This window comes from Bacillus cereus group sp. BfR-BA-01524 (genome assembly GCF_022662595.1).
In the GTDB taxonomy this organism is placed as follows: domain Bacteria; phylum Bacillota; class Bacilli; order Bacillales; family Bacillaceae_G; genus Bacillus_A; species Bacillus_A thuringiensis_S.
Genome location: NZ_JAKUDW010000086.1, coordinates 1 through 22,093, shown reverse-complemented (window position 1 = coordinate 22,093; position 22,093 = coordinate 1). Strand labels below are relative to the sequence as shown.

The window sequence follows — 22,093 nt, the reverse complement described above, 5'->3', positions numbered from 1 at the left end:
TATATCTATCATAACTTACAATATATCAACGATTTCTCGGATATATCGATTGTTCGACAAAACGTAACAAAAAAAGACGTGCATTCACTGCACGTCTTTTTGTTATCCTCCTATATAATGGATATATACAATCTTAAAGGAGACAAACCAATGATCGGAATACTAGCAGGAATGGGACCAAAATCAACTGGACCATTCGTCGATATAGTTGTAGCAAGGTGCCAAACAATATACGGAGCAAAACATGATATGGACTTTCCTCATATGATGATTTACTCGTGCCCAACACCGTTTTACATGGATCGCCCTATTGATCACGAAGCGATGAAAAAAGCGATTATTGAAGGAGCACAAAAACTCGAAAGTACTGGCGCAAGCTTTATCGCTATGCCGTGCAATACGGCGCATCTTTATTTTGAAGAATTACAGCGTTCGCTTTCTATCCCGATTTTAAATATAGTCGATGAAACGTTAAAAACAATTCCTGAAAATACAAAAAGAGTTGCGCTTCTCGCAACAGAAGCAACTGTTCAAGCTGGGATTTACCAAGATGGGATTACAAAACGTAATATAGAATACATTCATCATAAAAAATGGCAGGAAATGATTAATCAAATTATTACTTGGATTAAATCTGGAGAGAGTGAAGAAGCTTGCGAATTATGGAATGCGCTCGTTTTACAGTTGGAAGATGAAGTAGATACTGCAATTATCGCATGTACCGATTTGAATGTGGTGGCGAGTGAGGATTTTGTTGATTCTGCTCAATGTCTTGCGAAAGCGGTTGTTGAGATGTATTTATCAAATAAGAAGAAATATTTATAAATGTTGAAACCCCTAAAAACTTTTAACTTTCTTCACAATTCTTTCAAAGTAATCACACTTAATCTCGCTATATTAAATAAGTAGTTATTCATATAGGGAAGGTTAGGGGAACTGAAAGTATGAAACAAAATCGTTCGCTTCATTACATTTTTTGGCGTTGGCATTTTTATGCTGGACTTTTTATTACGCCGCTTCTTATTACTTTGTCACTGAGCGGAATTGGGTATTTATTTCGGGAGGAAGTTGAAGATTTCATCTATAAAGATTTATATTTTGGAAAGAGCGCTCAAACAGAATCTATTTCGATGGCTGATTCTATTTCCTTAACAGAGAAAAAATATCCACATTATAGCGTGGCGAAAATTAGTGAGTTTAATGGGGATTATAATACGAGACTTACGATTGCAAATGAGTATACTTGGCAACAAAAATATGTGTATTTAGATAGCAATAATCAAATTGTTGGGGATCAAAACGCAAGTGAAACGTTTGCCAATATAATGAGGGAATTACATAGTTCTCTTTTAGTTGGTGGCACTGTCGTCAACTATACTGTAGAACTTGCAGCATGCTGGACAATCTTTTTAATCGTAACCGGATTGTACATGAGTATACGCCAATTTAAAAACACACCATCATCCAATAAGCGAGAAAAAGCAAAAAGACGTCATTCTATTATCGGTATTATATTTACAATTCCTCTCTTTCTGCTAATCTCATCTGGATTGCCATGGTCAGGATTTATGGGGAACCAAATTTATAAAATTGCATCTTCTAATGAATCACTCGGATATCCAAAATTGTACATGGCACCGCCTGAATCAAAGGTAAAAGAATTGCCGTGGGCAACAAGAAAAGAAGCTCCTCCTGAATCGAATTCAAATGAACCGAAAGCAATTTCTGTCGATGAATTACAAAAAGGAATTGAAATAAAGAAGCCATATGTTATTTCACTACCAGCTGATCCGAAAGGTGTATTCACTGTTTCGAAATCGAGCGGTTCTGGTATTACAGGGATGCATGTTGCACCAAGTGAAGAGATAACAGCTTACTTTGATCAATATAGCGGGGAACTCATTTCAAAAACGGACTATCGTGATTATGGATTACTTGCACAATGGTTCACTTACGGTATCCCGCTTCATGAAGGACATTTATTCGGATGGCCAAATAAAATATTATGCTTACTAACGACATTATCTCTACTACTTCTCATTTATTACGGAATAAAAATGTGGTTAGCAAGAAAGCCGAAAGGAAAATTAGCAGCACCTCCAAAACAAAGAGATAAGAAAAGTATATTCGTTTTCTTTATCATGATGGTTATACTAGGCGCTGTCATGCCTTTATTCGGACTATCTGTTTTAGTTATTTTTGCAATTGAACTTCTCATATATGTATTTTCAAAAATACGGTCATAATAAAAAAACCACTCTACATGAGTGGTTTTCTTCATCACTGCGCCATTTTCTTTCGGTACATCTTCCCGTTCCAATAGAAGAATCGTGAAGTGAGACCTCCGTATTTTACAATGCGCCGTGCCATTTTGTGCATATTCTTTTGTGCTGATACTTTTTGGTCTGATAAATAAATACCAAGTAATCCTCGGCTTATGAGACGATGAAACTTCGCATGAGGTAAATCACCAATGCTCTTCTCTGCTTCTTCTACAAAGTGTTTCATACGATCTAATATAGCTTGCTCGTTTTCATAATAACTACAGAAATTCAAATCCCCGCCTATACGGTCTTCTTCTTGATCGATGAAATAATCAAGTAAAATGTGAAGTCCTTGTACGTAAGGAAAGTATCCTTGTCTAATTTTCGCAATATCTTCATCATGTAATTCATCATGAAATGCATATGCTACAAGGCAGAAAATTCCAAGCGTAGAACCGGCACATGCTGAAAATTCAAACCAGCTCATCTCAGGTAAGTTTTCTTTATGTGCTTCAAACCATGTTTTCAGGCGCGGTTCTCTTTCTTCTAACTTCACGTGTTTATGAATTTGTAAATCACAATAATAACAAGCAAGTTCATGAAGAACAGGAGCAATTTTGTCATAGTGCTTCGTTTTCTTTAAAACATCTTGGCACGTTTCAACAAGTTCATCTAAATAACCACCATCATCTTGATCATCACGGTAACGATAATAATTACCGCCACCTTCCACTTCAGGTGATAGTGCCATTAACATTGATTCATGTAGCGCAGCAAAATCATTCGGATCAAGCGATGTACTGCGATCACATAAATTATCTAAATAATCACTGATTGTTTGATACGCTACGATAAAACGAATACATTCCTCTCGGTGTTCATTTGCTAGCAGCGATAAAATGCCACCACCCTCACAATGAAACGTTTTATGCTCAATACTTGCGATTGCCTGACTATGAAGCTCATCATTCGGAATATGGTAGGCACGCTCTTTCCACATCGCTAGCTCATGGTGTACAACCGGAAACACATCACGGTATACTTTCGCCATGAGCGTTATGGGATTACTCGGTACGTTCACTTCTTCCTTCATCTCCTCTATTAAATGTACAAATAATGATTTATTTGTTTGTTTTTACTATATTATTGACATGTATTTCAGTAAATGACTGAATATAATTCAAAATTTCATCACGCTCATACTCATTTAATAACTCGTGATAACAATTCGGCCATTCTTTATATGCCTTATCACCTATTTTAACATTATCAAACCACATGCGGACACGTGTTTTATCTACAAGTTTATCCTCACATGCTTGCATTAGCAAGAGCGGAACGTCTGGAAAATCGTCTATTTTTTTATGAGCAATTTCGATAGACTTAATCAATTCACTATACCAACGTACTGATACTTTGCGCAAGAACAATGAATCATTCTCCATTGCATCTCTCACTTCATGATTCCTTGTTGACATTTCCACCGTAAGATTCGTTGCAAATTGCAATTTTGGAGCCACAACATTTAATATTTTTGAAGCAAATTGAAGTGGAGCAGAAGGTCCAGCTGCTACACCTAAACATGGCGAACTTAAAACAATACCATCTACATCCTCTCTCTTCGTTTCTTGCATCATACGAATGACGATAAGACCGCCCATACTATGACCAAATAAAAAGATAGGTAACCTATACTTTCTTGCTTCTTTCACCCATAATTTAACTTCCTCTATGTATTCATCAAATGAATCAATATGTCCTCTATTTCTTGAAGTCGTTCCATGTGACGGAAGGTCCCCCATCACGACGTGGTAGCCGATATGATTCCACATTTCCGCAACGGCTTCGTAACGTCCGTGATATTCCATTGCGCCGTGCACGATAACAATGACAGCTTTCGCTTCCTCTGCTTCATAATTCCACATACGGACCTCCTCCATTTCACTCTTTCTCATAATTTGATACACTAAAACTAGTCTCTAGGAAAGGAAGACTTTACATGATATATCCTTACAAAGAAAAAAATCCGAAAATTTCGAGTAGTGCTTTTATCGCTGACTATGTTACGATTACAGGCGATGTTTCCGTTGGCGAGGAATCAAGTATTTGGTTTAATACAGTCATCCGTGGTGATGTGTCACCAACAATAATCGGAGACCGAGTAAATGTACAAGACCAATGTACACTCCACCAAAGCCCTCAGTATCCTCTTATTTTAGAAGATGATGTTACAGTTGGGCATCAAGTTATTTTACATAGCTGTCATATTAAAAAGGATGCTTTAATTGGAATGGGATCCATTATATTAGATGGTGCTGAAATTGGCGAAGGAGCTTTTATCGGCGCTGGAAGCCTCGTTTCACAAGGAAAGAAAATCCCGCCAAACACGTTAGCTTTCGGTCGTCCCGCGAAAGTCATTCGTGAATTAACAGAAGAAGACCGTAAAGATATGGAGCGTATTCGTACGCAGTATGTTGAAAAAGGTCAATATTATAAATCACTACAAAAATGATTTTACTGCTGCCATAATACTGGCAGCTTTTTTTATATAAAAACTAACTTTTTCTTTACAAAACATTATTACTCCCTCAACAAAATCTTATTAAAATAAAAGCTAATATCTCCATATATATGTAAACGAGGGAGGAGAATTTTCATGAAGGTCAGTGGATTATATAAAATAGAATGTTACATTTTTAAAGGAATTAATCGCTACTTTGATCAAAAAACATTAAATATCTTTTTCAGCAATATTACCCATATCGGTGGTGCTACTTTCTCCATTGCACTTACACTTTTCTTTTTAATTTTTGCAAAAGGGACTTTACACCAAGCGGCAATCGCTGCTGCTATTTCTTTAGCAATTAGCCATATTCCTGTACAAATATTAAAAAGGTGGTATCCACGAAAACGTCCTTATTTAACAATTCAGGATGCGAAATATCCAGTCCATCCATTAAAAGACCACTCTTTCCCGTCTGGTCATACAACAGCCGTTTTCTCTGTCTTCATTCCATTTATTTGCTATAATCCAAGCTTACTTGCTTTCCTATTACCGTTAGCATTATGCGTCGGTATTTCTCGTATTTATTTAGGGCTTCACTATCCGTCAGATGTATTCGTCGGCATGTGCCTTGGCACTTGCTCTGGCATCATCTCTTTTTATCAATTCATCCCACTTTTCACATAAAGGAGTGATATGATGAGAGTCGCCATTTTTACCGATACTTTTACGCCACAAGTTAACGGGGTTGCGAAAACGTTAGAACGATTAACAAGTTACTTTCAGAAAGAACAGATCGCCTATTCTGTTTTCGCCCCTCAACATACAGCTGAAGATAATTTCGTGGCTAATGTGAACAAGATGAGAAGTATCCCGTTAACAATATTATATCCAGAATGTCGCTTTTCTTTTCCTACTCCGCGTATTAAACGGGAACTTCATTCCTTTAAACCTGACATTATTCACATTGCCACACCTTTCAACATGGGACTTTGTGGACTGTATTACGCCAAAAAGTTAAACATCCCAGTTGTCGGTTCTTATCATACTGATTTCGATGCGTATTTACGCTATTACAAAATTGAATTTCTCACCAATATGCTTTGGAACTATTTAAAATGGTTTCATAGTCATATGCAAAAAAATTTCGTTCCCTCCCCTGAAACATTACATCAATTAAAAAATAAAGGCTTTCAGGCCCTCTCCATTTGGGGACGTGGTGTAGATTGCACACTCTTTCATCCAGCTTACAATACAGACCTATTCCGAAAAAAATATAATATTACAGCGAAGTATGTTCTTTCCTATGTAGGACGAATTGCTCCTGAAAAAGATATTGATACGTTGCAAAACCTTATCGTTAAAACATCGCATACTCGAAACGACATTCATTGGCTCATCGCAGGAGACGGACCTCTAGCAACAAATTTGCGTGAAGCTGTTCCGCAAACAAATGTCACTTTTACTGGCTATTTACAAAGTGCAGATTTAGCTGAAGCATATGCTTGTTCTAACATAATGGTATTTCCATCAGCTACTGAAACATTCGGAAATGTCGTACTTGAATCACTCGCATGTGGCACACCTGTCATTGGTGTAAATAGTGGCGGGGTTAAAAATATTATTACAGATGGAAAAACGGGAATTCTTTGTCCCCCTAAAAATGAGGATGCATTTCTATCATCCATTTATTCTTTATTGCAAAATGAAGAAAAACTTGAGCAGATGAGAATAGCAGCTTCATCTTTTGCAAAATCAAAAAGCTGGGATGAGATCTTTCGCGGCTTACTTAACCAGTATGAAGAAGTCCTTCAGCATACCGCATCAGAGTTACTTGCTTGAACAGAAAAACTCCCTTCAAAAAACGAAGGGAGTTTATTACACACTTGTAAATTTTAGTTGAATGAATGATACATAAGGTGAAATATCATTTATTTCCATATTCATTATAGCAAAAATAAACATAAATAAACACACTTGTAATAAAAACCCATAAAAATTAATATATGGTTATACAGTGTTTTTGCTGTATAATGATTTTAAGAATTCCCCTTAAAATCAACTTACTCACATACCTTTATACAGCAATTGTTCCCCAATTCTGTATATCAAAAAACCTTTCATTCATTTGAAAGGTCTTTTTGAGCCTGCACGTATTCTTCTTTCGTATTTACATTTATAAACCAATCTGTATTCGCTTGCACATCTTCTCCAGCAACATACTTCACATTGCATTGTGATAAAAGTTGCCTCATACTTCTTTTTTCATCTTGAAGCAAAGCATAAATCTTTTCTTTCACACGGTTATGATACGCTGCAAATAACGGTTGTTTTCTTCCATTAATAATAGGTACAACCGCATCATATTCATTGCTCGTTTGCTCTAGTAAAATGGTAAACCATTCATGCGAAACATTTGGCGCATCGCAAGGCATAATAGCGTACCAATCTGCTTCTATGTATTCCATTCCTGATACAATGCCGGCAAGCGGCCCATTTCCTTTATAGTGCGGAATATCTTCTATAACAGGAACTTGTACGAATTGCTCTACTCTCTCTTTTATATCGGAGTGACTGATGATGACAACTTCTTGGAGCGCACTTGTCATCACTTTCAAAATACGCTCAATAAAAGTACTATCTTGCCAGCTCGCTAACGCTTTTGGCTCACCGAATCTACTCGACATACCGCCCGCTAATACAATTCCAGCCCACTTACTCATTGGCGATGCAGCTCAAATGTAATATGGCCTAATTCCGGTAAAATTAATTTATTCATCGCAAGACGAACCGCTCCGCTCGACCCTGGCATCGAGAATACTACTTTACGTCCAATTGTACCGCCGATTGCTCTACTTAACATTGCGCTGCTTCCGATATCTTCTAAATAACTAATCATGCGGAACAGCTCACCAAACCCGACAATCTCTTTATCTAACAATGCTGACACTGCTTCGATTGTTACATCACGCTTCGTAATACCAGTACCGCCATTTGTTAATACAACATCTACGTCTTCCCTATGATAACCAGCTAACACTGCTTGCTGAATACTTTCTTTATCATCTTTTACAATTTCATAAGAGGTCACTGTATGTCCTGCCTCTTTTAATAATTTATGTAATAATTGTCCGCTCTTATCTGTTTCTTCCGTACGTGTATCGGAAATCGTAACAATCTTGCAACGCACTTCTTTTGGAGCTTGTTTTTTATGTTCAGTTACACTCATTTTGTATCTTTCCTTTCTTAAAGACTTTTCTTCATTTTATCATACATATCTTTACACAATTATATATGAAGCCAATCATGCGCCATGATACAATATAAGTATACTAACCCACAAAAAGGAAAGTGCACTTTCTTATACTCCTAGACTACACATCTTTAGCTACTCCTTATATTTTCTACATAATAGAATTCAATTTTAAAACTTGTACTAAAAAATAAATTGGAGGTCTACATATTATGGAACTATATAAAAAATTAACAACAACATTTATCCTCTTATTCATCGCTTCAATCACTGTCGGCTTTTCCTTAAAAGGCGCAATTCCATACGCTACATTAGTAAGCATTATATTCGCGACACTATTTTTACTAAGCAGTGCCTTTTGCGCAGGAAAAGCACGTCAATTGAAAGGTTGATTGCATATGTTCCAGAAGAAACCCACCCTTTGTAAATCATGTAAAAAGGAGATACAAACGTATGAAAAGGCATGGATTCATATGCCATTTCCGGCAAGTGGCATGACTAATATGAAAAAGTATATTGAGCTAGATGGAGAAGTATATTGCAAATCATGCATTCAAATTGTAAGTAAAACGAAATAAAAAAAGCTTTGCGCTCACCGCGCAAAGCTTTTTTTCATATATTATAGACCAGCTTGCTCTTTTAAAGCTGCAGCTTTGTCTGTACGTTCCCATGAAAGATCTACATCAGTACGTCCGAAGTGGCCGTAAGCTGCTGTTTGTTTGTAAATTGGGCGACGTAAGTCTAGCATTTTAATAATACCAGCTGGGCGAAGATCGAAGTTGTTACGAACTAGTTCTACTAGTACGTCTTCAGATACTTTACCTGTGCCGAATGTATCAACTGAAATTGATACTGGTTGTGCTACACCGATTGCGTATGCAAGTTGTACTTCTGCTTTGTCAGCAAGACCAGCTGCTACGATGTTTTTCGCAACATAACGAGCTGCATATGCTGCAGAACGGTCAACTTTTGTTGCATCTTTACCAGAGAATGCACCGCCACCGTGGCGAGCGTATCCACCGTAAGTATCAACGATGATTTTACGTCCTGTTAAACCAGCATCACCTTGTGGTCCACCAATTACGAAGCGGCCAGTTGGATTAATGAAGAATTTCGTTTCTCCATCCATTAATTCTGCTGGTACTACAGCTTTAATTACGTGCTCTTTTAAGTCGCGATCGATTTCTTCCCATGTAACATCTGGGTGATGTTGTGTAGAAATTACGATAGTATCAACACGTACTGGTTTACCATTTTCATCATACTCAACTGTAACTTGCGTTTTTCCATCTGGACGTAAGTATGATAATGTATCATCTTTACGTACTTCAGTTAAACGACGAGCTAATTTGTGAGCAAGCGAGATTGGAAGTGGCATTAATTCTTGTGTTTCATTACATGCAAAACCAAACATTAAACCTTGGTCTCCTGCACCAATTGCCTCAATCTCAGCGTCAGTCATTTGACCTTCGCGTGCTTCTAGCGCTTGGTCAACACCCATAGCGATGTCAGCAGACTGCTCATCGATAGATGTTAAAACAGCACAAGTTTCTGCATCGAATCCGTATTTTGCGCGTGTGTAACCAATGCCTTGAATTGTTTCACGAACGATTTTCGGAATATCTACGTAAGTAGAAGTCGTAATTTCCCCCGCTACCAATACTAAACCAGTTGTTACAGTTGTTTCACAAGCTACACGTGCATTTGCGTCTTTTGATAAGATCGCATCTAAAATTGAATCAGAAATTTGGTCACAAATTTTATCTGGATGTCCTTCAGTTACAGACTCAGATGTGAACAGATGACGTTTTTTTGTCATGTGGTAAACCTCCCTACAGTAATTGTATATATTGTACGGAACTCATCCTTAATTTGCCACAAACTGCGACATACATTTATTCTCCCACACAAGCATACAGAAAAACCTTTCCTACTTTACATAGAGGAAAGGTTTAATTTGCTACTTGCATACTGCTTTTTGCCCTTCGCTCTTATCGTTCGAGACCTGTAGCCTCGCACAGGTTTTAGCACCTATTCACCTGTATTTATCAATACAAGTGAGGTTGCTGGGCTTCATCGGGCCTGTCCCTCCGCCAGCTCGGGATAAGAGAGTATCCGTCCCAACCTATACTAAAGAAATGATATTCATTTGTCAATTAATATTCACATTTTCCTGAAAGTTTTTCTCAATACGCCTGAAATGAAATATTAATAGGGAAATAATGCATTCACACAAACAAAAAGAAATAAATAGTATACATTATTTATATAATTGTGTTATACTCTTGTTGGGGATTACGAGAAATATTTCATTAAATGAAAAGGATGGTATATAAATATGAGTACTGTGAATGTCCAAATTGGTTTACACGAATTATTGAACGGAAGCAATGCACAGATTCAACTAAGTGTTCCGCAATTAGTGGAAAAAGTATTAATGCGAAATGAAGGGAAATTAACTTCTACTGGTGCCGTTTCTGCTTCAACAGGAAAATATACAGGACGTTCTCCTAAAGATAAATTTATTGTGAAAGAAGCATCGGTTGCTGACAAAATTGCTTGGGGAGCTGTGAACCAACCGATTTCTGAAGAACATTTTAATAAATTATATACTAAAGTTTTAGAATACTTAAAAGAAAAAGAAGAGTTATTCGTCTTCAAAGGATTTGCAGGCGCTGACCGCAATTACCGCCTACCAATTCAAGTTATTAATGAATATGCATGGCACAATTTATTTGTACATCAATTATTCATTCGTCCAACTGAAGAAGAATTAACAACTCATGAGTCAGGGTTCACAATTGTTTCTGCACCGAACTTCAAAGCTGATCCAGCTGTTGACGGTACAAACTCTGAAGCATTCATTATGGTTTCATTCGAAAAACGTATTGTACTAATTGGTGGTACAGAATACGCTGGAGAAATGAAAAAATCAATCTTCTCTATTATGAACTTCTTACTACCTGAACAAGATATTCTTTCTATGCATTGCTCTGCAAACGTAGGTGAAGAAGGTGACGTAGCACTATTCTTCGGTTTATCTGGAACAGGTAAAACAACTTTATCTGCTGATCCAAACCGTAAATTAATCGGTGATGATGAGCACGGTTGGTCTGATAACGGTGTATTCAATATTGAAGGCGGTTGCTATGCAAAATGTGTAAACCTTTCTCACGAGAAAGAACCACAAATTTTCGATGCAATCAAATTTGGATCTGTTTTAGAAAACGTTATCATTAATGAACAAACGCGTATCGCGGACTACAACGATACTACTTTAACAGAAAATACTCGTGCTGCATACCCTATGCATGCGATCGACAATATCGTACTGCCAAGTGTTGCTGGACACCCAAATACAATTATTTTCTTAACTGCTGATGCATCTGGCGTATTGCCTCCAATCAGTAAGTTATCAAAAGAGCAAGCTATGTATCATTTCTTAAGTGGTTACACTAGTAAACTAGCAGGAACAGAGCGCGGCGTTACATCTCCGCAAGCTACATTCTCAACTTGCTTCGGTTCACCATTCTTACCACTTGATGCATCTCGCTACGCTGAAATGCTTGGTGAAAAAATCGAGAAACACGATGCGAAAGTATTCCTAGTAAACACTGGCTGGACTGGCGGCGAATATGGCGTTGGTAAACGTATGAACTTAGGTTATACTCGTGCAATGATTCAAGCAGCATTAAGCGGCGAACTTGCAAAAACTGAAACAGCTAAACATGACATCTTCGGTCTTGAAGTTCCACTTCACGTACCAGGTGTGCCTGACGAAGTGTTAATGCCTGAACAAACTTGGGCTGATAAAGCTGCTTACAAAGCAAAAGCAATCGAGCTTGCAAATGAATTCAAAGAGAACTTCAAAAAGTTCGAAAGCGTTTCTGAAGATATTATTAACTTAGGCGGCCCAATCGCTTAAATTAAAACTTTCTGTTGAAATAACCCTTTACTCATATGAATAAGTGTCGTGTAACCGTAAAGTTTCGCGTACTCACCGACAAAACCCAATGCGGCTTAACGGTTACACACACTTACATAAAAAAGAAGCTTACGTTTTTACGTAAGCTTCTTTCTATATACTCTTATAGCTTCTACTCTTCGCTAAATCCTCTATTCCACCTAAAGACTGTCCAAGCACAATTTTTAATTTATATACTCAAATTTTCACACGTACACATCATGGATTCAAACATATTAACTACTTTCCTACCCACTACATCTTCTGGGTTTACGACGAATGGGGCTTAAATAGGCACTGACCGCTTCTATCCCACGCCAGATCCTCTATTCCATCTATAAAGTATCTTTTTATCTTTTTTAACTCTTCGTTAGTTCTTTCTCATCTTTCATGCTATAGTATCCTAAATTCACAACGATTAAGAAATAACCACCCATAATCCCTACTGCAAATGCCCACATAACCATGTGGTGCTCAATTTCGTACATAATAATAGCACCCAAAATGGCAGCTGCAAAACGGTTAAACATACCGAGTGTCGGTGCTTTCGTCTTCTTTACAATACTATCTCCAAGCTTCTCAATTCTTCTCCCTAAAAGCCAAACGCAATACATACTTACAATAAGCCCAATTCCAGCGCCTAAAAAGTGTGCTGAAAACGGTGTTAACATCCAACCTAGTAACAAAATACCTAGTATATAATACGATTGGATTTTAAATGATCTTAGTGACATACTAATCATGCTGTACCCCTCTTCATTCGTTCTTATCTATCCAACAAAAAATTTCTTTCAAATTCATATTCCTTACATCCATTTCACTCAAATCAAAAACAACATAAACCGTATGTTTATGTTGTTTAAATGTTTTTAGGAAATAATATTATACAAGATTTCGAACATCATATCCTCATATTTTGTGACGGTTTTCCAAACTTTTTTCGTCCATTTATGAAAAAAATGATATCAATCTATGAACATACGGATATGATGTAATAAGCACACAAATAAAGGGGGCGTCTAATGATTTATTTTTTAATGGCTCTCATTCACCTCATTATCCCTGCACTTATCGGACTTTCATTGTATTGGTACACGAAAAACCATAGCATTTTTTACGCTGTCCTCGGTGTTCTTCTTCCTGGTATTATTCTTATTACACTCTTCCGTATTCCATTTTTAAACTTAATCCCACTTATTACTGCTATCTTATTTCTCATCTTCTTACCAAAAATAAAAAAATAGGAAAGCAGATCATAGGTGATCTGTTTTCCTATTTTGATATAGGTTCCCCTGCAATAGAATGAACTTTTATTTTCTCCGATTTCACAAACCATAGACCGACAAAAATGATAATTCCACCGATGATCTGTTGAAACGATACATATTCATTTGCCCAGACAGCTGCAAATAAAACAGCTACAAGCGGCGTTATATACATATATACCATCGTATGTGACGCCCCAATTTTTTGAACACCAACATACCACATCACTAAGCCGAATACTGTGACAAAGAAAATAGAATATAGTAAAGCAAATAGTGTCATTCCGTGAGTAATTTGAAATGGCATGACAAACACATGCGGACCACTTAACAATAATAGCGGAATCGCACCCACTAATGCAGACCATGCAGTAACACGTAATGCTGAATATTTTTTAATTAATGGTCCTGCTAAAACAGGATAAAGCCCCCAGCATATTGATGTAATAAGTCCAATTCCATTGCCATAAAAAGAACTAGTAAGTGAATGTCCTGCTACTAAAACTAATGCTGCACCAACAAAAGCAATCATAGAACCGATTAACTTTCGAGAAGAAAAATTTTCTTGTTTCAGAAAAATCGCAAATACAGTTGTAAAAATAGGTGATATAGAAATGAGTAAAGAGGCATTTGTAGCGGATGTATATTTGACAGTTTCCATAAATAACGTTTGATACAGTACAATACCTACAACGCTAACGATGATTAATCTAGGTATATCCTTTCGCTCCATATAAACCGACTTTTCAATAAAAAAGGTAAGGAGTAACAGAAGCGGTGCCGCCGCCATCATACGAAGTGCAGTAAACTCAATTGCTGTAAATTCTAAAAGTCCATACTTCGCAATTGTATAGTTAATCCCCCAAATAATAACAACACTTAAAATTAATAACTCAATTCCCCATCTTCTCATGCGTATCCCCTCCGCAAAGAAGATTATACAGAAAATTCAATCACATGTACATTTCATTATGTGAAAAAACCTTTTTACTATTGGGACGTTTTGGTAAATGAAATTATATCGGCGATTTTTTCAATATATCGACAATAATAGCGACTTATAAAATAAAAAAGGTGATTCCGAAATACATTTTGGAACCACCTTTTCTTTACTATATTCGAACGTGTAACTTCATATTTGGATTATAAAACTGGCTTGGGCTCTTCAACTGAAAAGTTCCTCCACCTTCATGCCAATCAACCGTTAACTTATCGTCCATAAATACAAGCTTTGTACGATCAGCGATAAAATTCATTGTGCTTGATTCAATATCCACATCGCGCTCATCTTTCTCTGCTACAGCTACTAAATCGATGATTCCGCTCATAACACAACCGCAACCCTCATTATCGTAAAATAACTTTATATATTTCGCTTCACTTGGAATCGTATCCATAATCTTTTTATATGCTGCTTCTGTTACAGTAACGTACATATGTTAATCTTCATCCTCTCTTCTCTTATCATTCATATATTGTATCACCATTTTTCTTAAAAGTTATATACAGAAAATTAAGACTAATATACAATGTATGTGATAAAGTTTCAGCAATCGAGCTTTTATGAGTAGTTCATGCAGGAGAAAAGATGTTTACTATCTGTGTTCAAACTACAACGATATCCTATGTTATTAGGTCTATTTAGTAGTTTCTTCATTTCTAGCGGAATGCTATTACAGCATGTACTTCCCTATTCTCCTTCTATTGACTGGATTCTAGGTTTTATTTGTTTCCTATCCGCTTCTTATTTTGCTACGAAGAATACAAACAACTCATAAAGCAAGAATCATCTTAAGGAGGATTATCAAACATGCCAGCCTTAAAAAAAATAGAGCAATCACTCGATCACTTATTTCAAATTGAAAAATACGGAAAAGATAGTGCCTTTAGTCGATTTATCCCAGCCGTATATGATCCTATCAAATTTCCTTGGCAACAATTTTTCGAAGCAAATTTTGTAGATTTATTTAACGGCCTTATGATGCACGGAGCTGAAAATGTAAACAAAGTATTTTTAGCTGTATTCCCTACAGATGACGTTCTTGAAACATTCATTTCACAATCCACACCTGGTGATTTACTCTTTATGCACCATCCCCTTGTAATGGAGTGCGGTGATCCAATTGGAAGATCAGGCCGCGGTTTCATACCAATTCCTGAAAAATATTTGCAAGGAATAAAAGAAAAACAACTTTCTATATATACATGTCACGTACCAATGGATTTTCATCAAACACATGGAACGAGTATTTCAATTGCAAAAGCATTAAATGCTACTGTAGTGGACAACTTTGCATATGGAGGTCCAGAACAAGAACCAGTTGGCCTTATTTGTGAAATAGATGAAACATCGACAGAAGCACTCCAAAAACATCTAAAAAAACTCTTCCACATTCCTTACACAGACTTCGAAGGTAAACGACATGATTCCATTAAAAAAATCGCAATTATCGCTGGATGTGGCGATGTTGTATCTTTAATGAAGGAAGCAGAAGAAAAAGGTGCTGAAGCATATATTACAGGAGAAATCCATTGCCATATCGACAATGATTACGGCCGACATAAATATTCTCTCATTATGGATTATGTAAAAGAAACGAATATGTCTCTAATTGGTGTGTCACACTCTGCCTCTGAATATTTAGTGAAAGAGACATTGATGTATGATTGGTTTAAAGAGAATTTTGATGTGGATGTTATTTTGCTTCCGCAGGAGAAATGGTGGCTCTAACGCTATCATTTTTAAATTTATATACACAATACAATCGACCACAGAAAAATAGATAAATGAAAAAGCACATGTACCAACATAAATGCTTTCGTTGTGCCAGAAAACGAACCTACTGGTAGCACCGAATTTACTAATGCTACCAGTATTACAGCTGGAAACCTATTTTTGAGAGAGTATACAACCCCACTTTATATTCATGCTGCAAGTGCTGTATATTTTGTTTTTCTAATTACTAACATATAGCAATTCATTTCATAAAAAAAGACCCGAGATTCGGGTCAACAAATAGAAATATAAATGAACTACAACAAATAACAGACAAAGCCATTATATATTTTTCGTAGTAAAACATCCATTAATTTCTTTTTACACTATCAATATATTATTTTTCGTTATCGTCCTCTTTTTTAGAACGTCTACCTAAGAAGAATACAAGAACTAATAATATAATTAACAGTAGTACTCCGCCGATAATGTAATATAGTGTGTAGTCTTTTTTCGCTTCTACCGCTGTATCATTTAACTTATCAGCTGTCTTTCCTTCAATTGTAAATTTCTTCATCCATTCCCACTTTTGATCGCCATCAGTGGCTTTCACTTCTACTCGGTACGTTCCTGGATCAAATGCTTTGTTTTCCCAGCTAATAGCGTAATCAAAGTTTGAGTTTGGCGCCATTCTTAAATTTTCTTTTTTCGCTTCAAATAAAATGTCTGTACCTTTTTCTTTATATACCTTTGCATCAACACTTAAATTTTTTAACATTGCTGGCTTTACGTTTTGTAAATTTGCAGTAACAACGTTACGCCCGTTAATTTGTGTTGGCTTTACTTCGTTTAATTTCATGTCTGGTTTTACTTCAGTATCTGTCTCTTTTAAAACAACACCAATTGCGTATGCATATTTATTTTCAATTTGCACACCTTCATCTTTTTTCTTTGCATTCTCATCTTCTTTTTCTTTAAAGTATAAACCACCTAAAATAACACCATCAAACGACTCATTTGGCATTTCTAGGTTTATATCAACTGTCACTATGCTGTTAGCTGGGACTTTCGTTTCTTTTGGCATTTTAGCAATTTTAGAAAACGGATATTTCAAAGTAGAATCCGTTTTTGGTTCTACTGTACTATAATCTGTAATACCATTGCTATTCGTAATTGCTGTATTAGCAAACGATTCTACCACAACTTCTTTATTCGTATCATTTTTCATTTGGACTTGAATTGTTTGCTTTTGTCCAGGTTGCATTTTCAAATCAAAATACGTTTGATTTTTATCAATTTGATTTTCTGGTATAACTGCTGTCACAGCGAATTTCATTTCAGCTGCATATACTGAAAAAGCGTTTACCATGAAGAATGTAATTAATAGTAAGCTAGTAAATAGTTTTTTTACCATCTCTTATGTAATCCCCTTCATATCCATTTTATAGACAAGAAAGAGACAAGGTTAAAGCCATTCCCTTATCTCTTCTCATTTTCCTCTTTTATCTTAAAATTCCTCTTACTTACATAGGAGCGTCTGTTAGTTCCCAAGTTAGTGAAGTTGTGTATTGTGTTTGTTCTTTTTTCGTTTTACCTGGTACAGATAACTCTACGCTTTGTTTCGCTTCTGTTGCATCTTTACCAAACGTATTTACCCATGTACCCATACCTTGGTTTTCTTTTGCATCGATTAAATCAGATGCTGCACCACTTGGATTTAATGTGATAGATTGTTCTGCTGTTGGTGCGTCGCTACCTGCATTTGATTTCAAAGCTGAATTTTTTAATGTCAATGCCGCGCCATCCAACGCTTTATCATCTGCAGTTTTGAATTGACCATTTTGTTTTACTGTTAAATGCCATCCAGCATTTGTACCACGATTATCTGTTACTTGAATGTAGTTCGGCACGTCAATTACAGAACCGTCTACTTTTTTCTTTACTTTATCTAATTCTGCAAAGTAGATTTCGTTATTCCCTGATGCTTTTTGTGTTTTAAAGTTGAAGTTAGATACATAATCAATACTTAGTGGACCATCTGTACCTTTTTTATCTGGATCAACTGGATCTACAGTTTCATCTGGATTCTCTGGATTAACAACATCAATTTTATCTGTATTTTTCTCGAATTTAATGAATGCTTTTGAGTCTAATTTCCCGCCATCTTTCTCAGCTGCAAATGCAGACGTCCCTACTGATACTGATGATAATGTTACCGCTCCAATTAATGCTATTTTTGCTAGTTTCATAGTTTTATACCCCTTTATGATCATTTTTAAAATTCAGTCATTCTTAATTTTCAATCTTATATAAGCTTAGTTTGGTGTATCTTCTAAAGTCCAAGTTAACTCAGCTGAATATTTCGCACCTTTTTCTTTCGCTGTCGTACCTGGTACGAATAAGCTCACACTCTGTTTACCTTGTTCTGTTCCTTTACCGAATGCAGTCGTCCAATCACCCATACCTTTATTCTTTGCGGCAGTAGTAATTTCCACCGCATCTCCACCTGGAGCTAGCGTTACTTTATTTTTAAATGTTGTAGGTGCATATTGTGCATCAGTTACAGAATTTACAGCTGGGTTACTTAAGCTTAAAGCTGCATTTGTTAACTCACTATTACCACTTTTAAATTGTGCATTTTGCTTTACTTTCAATTTCCATCCTGCATTTGTACCACGGTTATCTGTTACAGATACGAAGTTAGGTACTTCAACTGTTTTGCTCCCTTGTTTCACTTTATCCAATTTTGCAAAGTACGTTTGATCATTACCAGAGATAACTTGCTCGCCGAAGTGTAAGTTAGAAACGTAGTTAATACTTAATGGACCTTTTGTTCCTATTTCATGGTCACCAGGGTTCTCTGGTGTAACTTTTTCATTTGGATTTTCTGGATTGTTTGGATCTGTTGTGCTTGTATCTTCAATAAACGTTACATCTGTTTTTGATTTCATATTTGCTTTCTCTTCCGCAAATGCTGAAGTTCCTACTGCTGCAACTGATGTTAATGATACTGCACCGATTAATGCTAATTTTGCTAGTTTCATATGTACCTTCCCCTTTTCTCTGTTTTCATCTATTTTTTATTTTGAATACACTTGCTTTCCCCTAATTCTTTTGAATACATATAGAGATAAAACAATCGAAAACAATCCTATATATTGTTTGAAGTCCCGTGTCTGGCCTCCTGTTTTCGGTAAATATTTATCTCCATTTTTATTTTTATCAACTGTCTCTTTTTTTGTATTTATCTTTGTCGGATCAGTTGATGTATTTGGTGTATAGCTATTCGAAAATGTAATACCCGCTTTTGAATTCGTACTTGTAGCCGTTACTACATTTGCCATAAGAAACGGCACACATATAATTGTGGAAACGATAATACCAACTATTTTTTTCATTACTCTCTCCTTTCTAAAATTTATATATTTCATATATTTTTAGAGAGGAGCATCGGTTAATGTCCATTCTAGCTGTCCAGCATATTTTGTATTTGCTTTGACATTCGGCCCTGGTTTTACTTGTAAATGAATTCCCTCGTTTTCCTTCCAATTTAATGAAACCTCCTCGTCGTTTTTAGAAGTATACGAGAATGCTTCTATACTAGAAGTGCTTAAAGGTGTATCCTTTCCATTTCGTTTGTAAATCAATGCTCCTGTCAATGTGTCATTTTGCGCTGAAGTTAATGGTGTAATTTCCTTTACATATACACTCCATTTTTGCTTTTTAACACGATCATCGGTTACCTTTAAAGGATTTGAAATCTCCTTCGGTGCGTATGTCGTTGTTTTCGATGGAATTGTTAAATCTCCAAATGTAATTTCTTTTGGTACGTCTACTAACTTTAAAGTCCCATCAACGACAGTAACCGGCACTTGAATCTCCGCTTGTACACCTTGCTTCGTTTCAATTACAACCGTTACAGTATGATTCCCTATTGTTTTGGTATCTGGAATATTGATTAACTTCACTACTGATATTGGTTTATCTACATCCAAATTCGTATCTACAGATAAATCTGTCACAAATTTAGAAATATCCATTTTTGTTAAATCTGTTCCTTGCACTACTTTTTGTAGGACTGGTTTCCCAGTTGGAATACCTTTATACCTTATTTTTGCGATTCCATCTCGATTACTATCTTGTCCATTCTTATCGCCATCTAAATAATTTTTAGCTGACACCGGTATTTCAAGATAACCACCTTTGTAATATTTCATTACATCAGCACCTTTTACAGGAGAACCTGTAATTGTCATTTCATAAATTTTCCCGTTGAATTCTTCTGTTTTTAGCGCATTTACTTTCGCAACCGCAGTGACTTTATTGTTTGTCCTGCTAATATCAAAGAAACTACTTACATCATCTCCACTCTCCACATCTTGAATGGAAACATCATTCACAGTAAAATCCTTATTCACTTCACTTTCTAATACAAAAGATTTCGCATAGTGAATCTCTTTCGATTGAGCAGGCATATTTTGATATACCTTATAAGAAAGTTGACGGGAATTATCTTCCACAATATCTCCTATTACACTTGGAGCTGGAATTTCAATTTGTGCAATCGCTAATTGGTCGTATGATACATTAACACCTGAAGCATTTAATCTAACTTCTAGCGGTAATTCTGTTAAATTATCAAATGTAATTGTCATATCTGCTTCTGGAGTAGCTACTGGACCTGCTGTTCCAGAAAACTCGATTTTATTATTCCCTTTGTCTTGATACCTAATTGAACTCGTATCATACACGTATAAATTCGTTAAATGACTACCATCATTACGTAACGTTACATTTTTATAACTATTTATCCTTTTGAAATTCCACATTGCCGTTAATGGTACTTTTTTACTTGTTCCGTGTTCATAAAATTCAAAGGAAGCATTATAAGTTTGTCCTGACCTTCCGTTCCCATATAATTGTAAAAAGTTTTTTGCATCACCTTTAGTTATTGGTGTTTTAACATCTACAGATGAAGCTGTCATAGAGTGAATATTAATACGGACATCAATCCATTTCCCTTGATATTCACCAGCTTTTTTTACTAATACGTACTGTTCTCTATTTGAATTTCTAAATGTATATTGACTTTGACCAGTTCTGTCATTGCTACTACCCTTTACCTCATATGTTACTTGTGGGCTCCAAACAAATCTAAAAGCATATTTACCCGAGATAGAAGGCCCTTCACCTGTTCTATTATTTATTACCTTTACATTTGGATATTTAAGAATACTTGTAACAGGACTAGCAGCTAGTAGAGATTGGCTCTTTAATACCTTCTCAGCTTGAATAGCAGGTAATTCCTGATTATTTTCGTTTATCCTATTGCTCTCTTTTAATTCATTTTCCTTTGGTACGAGTTCTTCATTAACCTTTTCTTTCGCTAAAGTCTTCGTTTCTTTTGGAACTTCAGCGTTAGTAGCATTTATTTCTTGTTTTTTATTTTCTTCCGATACTTTCACTTTTTCACTGATTTCTTTTTTCACAACTTCCTCTGAAGCCTTTGGATTTTCATCAGAAATAGCTATATTTAAAGCCTCTTTTTTCTCTACAACATGTAGAGAAGGAGATTCAATTTTCTTTTCATTTCCTTCAAACTTCACTATCGGTTCAAATTTGTACTCTCCAGATTTTTTCATTTGAATGACTACATATACGTCACCGATAAAATTACTTTGCTCATTCTTTTCAATTTTTACAATGTGATCTTCTGTTACTGAAATGCTTTGAATCGCTTTATTGTTTTCGTTCATTTTTTTCGTTTCTGCTTCATTGAACAGCTGCTCATTAGATAATTTCAGCTCGATATTAACATCTTGTTTATTTGTATTTGTAATCTTTAATACTACATTTTCATCAACTTTTATTTCTTGTTTATCCATATGAACGATAAAACGTCCTTGCTCGTCGTTTGTAACCGCATAAACTTTCGTTGCAGAGTAATCTAGCACACCAACTTGCGTAAATAATATTCCTCCAGCGAGAAGTATACGCCCAAATTTACCTATTTGATTTTGCAATGTACTTCCCTCCCCCACTTTCTTTGTACTGAATATTTCGAATATTAGATGTATTAATCGACTAAATTTACAATCATAATGTGTATTCCTAAAAAATAAAAAGCC

The 22,093-nt window shown here is 35.9% G+C and carries 23 protein-coding genes and 1 riboswitch; of the genes, 10 read left to right on the top strand and 13 right to left on the bottom strand.

The genetic code is table 11. From position 1 onward, the window contains the following. Positions 1–150 precede the first annotated feature (150 nt). Both MR170_RS23685 and MR170_RS23680 read left to right on the top strand, forming a co-directional pair. Positions 151–825, top strand: coding sequence for an aspartate/glutamate racemase family protein (locus MR170_RS23685; protein ID WP_242309552.1), 675 nt, complete (start codon positions 151–153; stop codon positions 823–825). Between the two features lie 119 nt (positions 826–944). Then, positions 945–2,246 (top strand): PepSY-associated TM helix domain-containing protein, encoded by a 1,302-nt coding sequence (locus MR170_RS23680; protein WP_242309550.1) that lies wholly within the window; start codon positions 945–947, stop codon positions 2,244–2,246. A gap of 34 nt (positions 2,247–2,280) precedes the next feature. Here the strand turns inward: MR170_RS23680 and MR170_RS23675 are convergent, their stop codons facing one another. Beyond that, positions 2,281–3,345, bottom strand: coding sequence for a tetraprenyl-beta-curcumene synthase family protein (locus tag MR170_RS23675; protein WP_001102475.1), 1,065 nt, complete (start codon positions 3,343–3,345; stop codon positions 2,281–2,283). A gap of 40 nt (positions 3,346–3,385) precedes the next feature. Then, positions 3,386–4,189: an alpha/beta hydrolase gene (locus MR170_RS23670; RefSeq protein WP_097981129.1), complete on the bottom strand. Its 804-nt coding sequence runs from the start codon at positions 4,187–4,189 to the stop codon at positions 3,386–3,388. Positions 4,190–4,263: 74 nt separating this feature from the next. On the opposite strand from MR170_RS23670, the gene MR170_RS23665 reads away from it, so the two are divergent. From MR170_RS23665 to MR170_RS23655, 3 genes are all read left to right on the top strand, one after another. After that, the gene (locus MR170_RS23665; protein WP_000640219.1) at positions 4,264–4,776 is read left to right on the top strand and encodes a gamma carbonic anhydrase; all 513 of its coding nucleotides are present in this window, start codon (positions 4,264–4,266) and stop codon (positions 4,774–4,776) included. 144 nt (positions 4,777–4,920) lie between these two features. After that, a complete protein-coding gene (locus MR170_RS23660) occupies positions 4,921–5,454 on the top strand; it encodes a phosphatase PAP2 family protein (RefSeq protein WP_000868578.1) in 534 nt (177 codons plus the stop codon). Positions 5,455–5,466: 12 nt separating this feature from the next. Continuing rightward, positions 5,467–6,609 (top strand): glycosyltransferase family 4 protein, encoded by a 1,143-nt coding sequence (locus MR170_RS23655; protein ID WP_242309548.1) that lies wholly within the window; start codon positions 5,467–5,469, stop codon positions 6,607–6,609. Positions 6,610–6,887: 278 nt separating this feature from the next. Here MR170_RS23655 and MR170_RS23650 read toward each other — a convergent pair whose 3' ends face one another. Together MR170_RS23650 and MR170_RS23645 are read right to left on the bottom strand one after the other, a co-directional pair. After that, the gene (locus tag MR170_RS23650; RefSeq protein ID WP_242309546.1) at positions 6,888–7,490 is read right to left on the bottom strand and encodes a molybdenum cofactor guanylyltransferase; all 603 of its coding nucleotides are present in this window, start codon (positions 7,488–7,490) and stop codon (positions 6,888–6,890) included. Continuing rightward, complete coding sequence (locus MR170_RS23645; RefSeq protein ID WP_016079987.1) at positions 7,487–7,996, bottom strand: MogA/MoaB family molybdenum cofactor biosynthesis protein; 510 nt, start codon at positions 7,994–7,996, stop codon at positions 7,487–7,489. The genes MR170_RS23650 and MR170_RS23645 overlap by 4 nt, the downstream gene beginning before the upstream one ends. A 236-nt stretch (positions 7,997–8,232) precedes the next feature. Between MR170_RS23645 and MR170_RS23640 the strand changes: the two genes are divergently transcribed. Beyond that, positions 8,233–8,412, top strand: a complete 180-nt coding sequence (locus MR170_RS23640; RefSeq protein WP_002123244.1) for a hypothetical protein — start codon at positions 8,233–8,235, stop codon at positions 8,410–8,412. 6 nt (positions 8,413–8,418) lie between these two features. Continuing rightward, positions 8,419–8,598 (top strand): hypothetical protein, encoded by a 180-nt coding sequence (locus MR170_RS23635; protein WP_226604630.1) that lies wholly within the window; start codon positions 8,419–8,421, stop codon positions 8,596–8,598. 41 nt (positions 8,599–8,639) lie between these two features. Here the strand turns inward: MR170_RS23635 and metK are convergent, their stop codons facing one another. After that, a complete protein-coding gene (gene metK, locus MR170_RS23630) occupies positions 8,640–9,839 on the bottom strand; it encodes a methionine adenosyltransferase (protein WP_000163117.1) in 1,200 nt (399 codons plus the stop codon). A 169-nt stretch (positions 9,840–10,008) separates the two neighbouring features. Then, positions 10,009–10,130, bottom strand: a riboswitch (SAM riboswitch). Between the two features lie 228 nt (positions 10,131–10,358). Here metK and pckA point away from each other — a divergent pair. Then, a complete protein-coding gene (gene pckA, locus MR170_RS23625) occupies positions 10,359–11,945 on the top strand; it encodes a phosphoenolpyruvate carboxykinase (ATP) (RefSeq protein ID WP_016079985.1) in 1,587 nt (528 codons plus the stop codon). Positions 11,946–12,343: 398 nt separating this feature from the next. Here the strand turns inward: pckA and MR170_RS23620 are convergent, their stop codons facing one another. Continuing rightward, entirely contained in the window at positions 12,344–12,727 is a 384-nt protein-coding gene (locus tag MR170_RS23620; RefSeq protein WP_000624926.1) for an ATP synthase subunit I, read from the bottom strand. Positions 12,728–13,006: 279 nt separating this feature from the next. On the opposite strand from MR170_RS23620, the gene MR170_RS23615 reads away from it, so the two are divergent. Next, a complete protein-coding gene (locus MR170_RS23615) occupies positions 13,007–13,228 on the top strand; it encodes a hypothetical protein (protein WP_000639042.1) in 222 nt (73 codons plus the stop codon). A gap of 28 nt (positions 13,229–13,256) precedes the next feature. On the opposite strand, the gene MR170_RS23610 is transcribed toward MR170_RS23615, so the two are convergent. Together MR170_RS23610 and MR170_RS23605 are read right to left on the bottom strand one after the other, a co-directional pair. Further along, on the bottom strand, positions 13,257–14,162 hold the full coding sequence (locus MR170_RS23610; protein WP_242309544.1) for a DMT family transporter: 906 nt from the start codon (positions 14,160–14,162) through the stop codon (positions 13,257–13,259). A gap of 199 nt (positions 14,163–14,361) precedes the next feature. After that, on the bottom strand, positions 14,362–14,685 hold the full coding sequence (locus MR170_RS23605) for an iron-sulfur cluster biosynthesis family protein (RefSeq protein WP_000289569.1): 324 nt from the start codon (positions 14,683–14,685) through the stop codon (positions 14,362–14,364). A gap of 374 nt (positions 14,686–15,059) precedes the next feature. Between MR170_RS23605 and MR170_RS23600 the strand changes: the two genes are divergently transcribed. Then, a complete protein-coding gene (locus MR170_RS23600; protein WP_242309542.1) occupies positions 15,060–15,980 on the top strand; it encodes a Nif3-like dinuclear metal center hexameric protein in 921 nt (306 codons plus the stop codon). A 382-nt stretch (positions 15,981–16,362) separates the two neighbouring features. On the opposite strand, the gene MR170_RS23595 is transcribed toward MR170_RS23600, so the two are convergent. The 5 genes from MR170_RS23595 to MR170_RS23575 all read right to left on the bottom strand — a co-directional run bounded on the left by MR170_RS23595 (position 16,363) and on the right by MR170_RS23575 (position 21,988). Next, positions 16,363–17,379, bottom strand: a complete 1,017-nt coding sequence (locus MR170_RS23595; RefSeq protein WP_242309540.1) for a WxLIP family cell surface protein — start codon at positions 17,377–17,379, stop codon at positions 16,363–16,365. 109 nt (positions 17,380–17,488) lie between these two features. Further along, positions 17,489–18,214, bottom strand: a complete 726-nt coding sequence (locus MR170_RS23590) for a WxL domain-containing protein (RefSeq protein ID WP_242309538.1) — start codon at positions 18,212–18,214, stop codon at positions 17,489–17,491. A gap of 66 nt (positions 18,215–18,280) precedes the next feature. Further along, positions 18,281–19,009, bottom strand: a complete 729-nt coding sequence (locus MR170_RS23585; RefSeq protein ID WP_000761532.1) for a WxL domain-containing protein — start codon at positions 19,007–19,009, stop codon at positions 18,281–18,283. Between the two features lie 36 nt (positions 19,010–19,045). Further along, a complete protein-coding gene (locus MR170_RS23580; protein ID WP_242309536.1) occupies positions 19,046–19,363 on the bottom strand; it encodes an EF2685/EF0750 family sortase-dependent surface protein in 318 nt (105 codons plus the stop codon). A gap of 39 nt (positions 19,364–19,402) precedes the next feature. Then, positions 19,403–21,988: a WxL domain-containing protein gene (locus tag MR170_RS23575; RefSeq protein ID WP_242309534.1), complete on the bottom strand. Its 2,586-nt coding sequence runs from the start codon at positions 21,986–21,988 to the stop codon at positions 19,403–19,405. Positions 21,989–22,093: the final 105 nt, after the last annotated feature.

Excerpts from the sequence above, each read along its gene's own strand:
- MR170_RS23685 (WP_242309552.1), top strand. The coding sequence starts at position 151 with ATGATCGGAATACTAGCAGGAATGGGACCAAAATCAACTGGACCATTC.
- MR170_RS23680 (WP_242309550.1), top strand. The coding sequence starts at position 945 with ATGAAACAAAATCGTTCGCTTCATTACATTTTTTGGCGTTGGCATTTT.
- MR170_RS23670 (WP_097981129.1), bottom strand. The coding sequence starts at position 4,189 with ATGTGGAATTATGAAGCAGAGGAAGCGAAAGCTGTCATTGTTATCGTG.
- MR170_RS23665 (WP_000640219.1), top strand. The coding sequence starts at position 4,264 with ATGATATATCCTTACAAAGAAAAAAATCCGAAAATTTCGAGTAGTGCT.
- MR170_RS23660 (WP_000868578.1), top strand. The coding sequence starts at position 4,921 with ATGAAGGTCAGTGGATTATATAAAATAGAATGTTACATTTTTAAAGGA.
- MR170_RS23655 (WP_242309548.1), top strand. The coding sequence starts at position 5,467 with ATGAGAGTCGCCATTTTTACCGATACTTTTACGCCACAAGTTAACGGG.
- MR170_RS23650 (WP_242309546.1), bottom strand. The coding sequence starts at position 7,490 with ATGAGTAAGTGGGCTGGAATTGTATTAGCGGGCGGTATGTCGAGTAGA.
- MR170_RS23645 (WP_016079987.1), bottom strand. The coding sequence starts at position 7,996 with ATGAGTGTAACTGAACATAAAAAACAAGCTCCAAAAGAAGTGCGTTGC.
- MR170_RS23640 (WP_002123244.1), top strand. The coding sequence starts at position 8,233 with ATGGAACTATATAAAAAATTAACAACAACATTTATCCTCTTATTCATC.
- MR170_RS23635 (WP_226604630.1), top strand. The coding sequence starts at position 8,419 with ATGTTCCAGAAGAAACCCACCCTTTGTAAATCATGTAAAAAGGAGATA.
- metK (WP_000163117.1), bottom strand. The coding sequence starts at position 9,839 with ATGACAAAAAAACGTCATCTGTTCACATCTGAGTCTGTAACTGAAGGA.
- pckA (WP_016079985.1), top strand. The coding sequence starts at position 10,359 with ATGAGTACTGTGAATGTCCAAATTGGTTTACACGAATTATTGAACGGA.
- MR170_RS23620 (WP_000624926.1), bottom strand. The coding sequence starts at position 12,727 with ATGATTAGTATGTCACTAAGATCATTTAAAATCCAATCGTATTATATA.
- MR170_RS23615 (WP_000639042.1), top strand. The coding sequence starts at position 13,007 with ATGATTTATTTTTTAATGGCTCTCATTCACCTCATTATCCCTGCACTT.
- MR170_RS23610 (WP_242309544.1), bottom strand. The coding sequence starts at position 14,162 with ATGAGAAGATGGGGAATTGAGTTATTAATTTTAAGTGTTGTTATTATT.
- MR170_RS23605 (WP_000289569.1), bottom strand. The coding sequence starts at position 14,685 with ATGTACGTTACTGTAACAGAAGCAGCATATAAAAAGATTATGGATACG.
- MR170_RS23600 (WP_242309542.1), top strand. The coding sequence starts at position 15,060 with ATGCCAGCCTTAAAAAAAATAGAGCAATCACTCGATCACTTATTTCAA.
- MR170_RS23595 (WP_242309540.1), bottom strand. The coding sequence starts at position 17,379 with ATGGTAAAAAAACTATTTACTAGCTTACTATTAATTACATTCTTCATG.
- MR170_RS23590 (WP_242309538.1), bottom strand. The coding sequence starts at position 18,214 with ATGAAACTAGCAAAAATAGCATTAATTGGAGCGGTAACATTATCATCA.
- MR170_RS23585 (WP_000761532.1), bottom strand. The coding sequence starts at position 19,009 with ATGAAACTAGCAAAATTAGCATTAATCGGTGCAGTATCATTAACATCA.
- MR170_RS23580 (WP_242309536.1), bottom strand. The coding sequence starts at position 19,363 with ATGAAAAAAATAGTTGGTATTATCGTTTCCACAATTATATGTGTGCCG.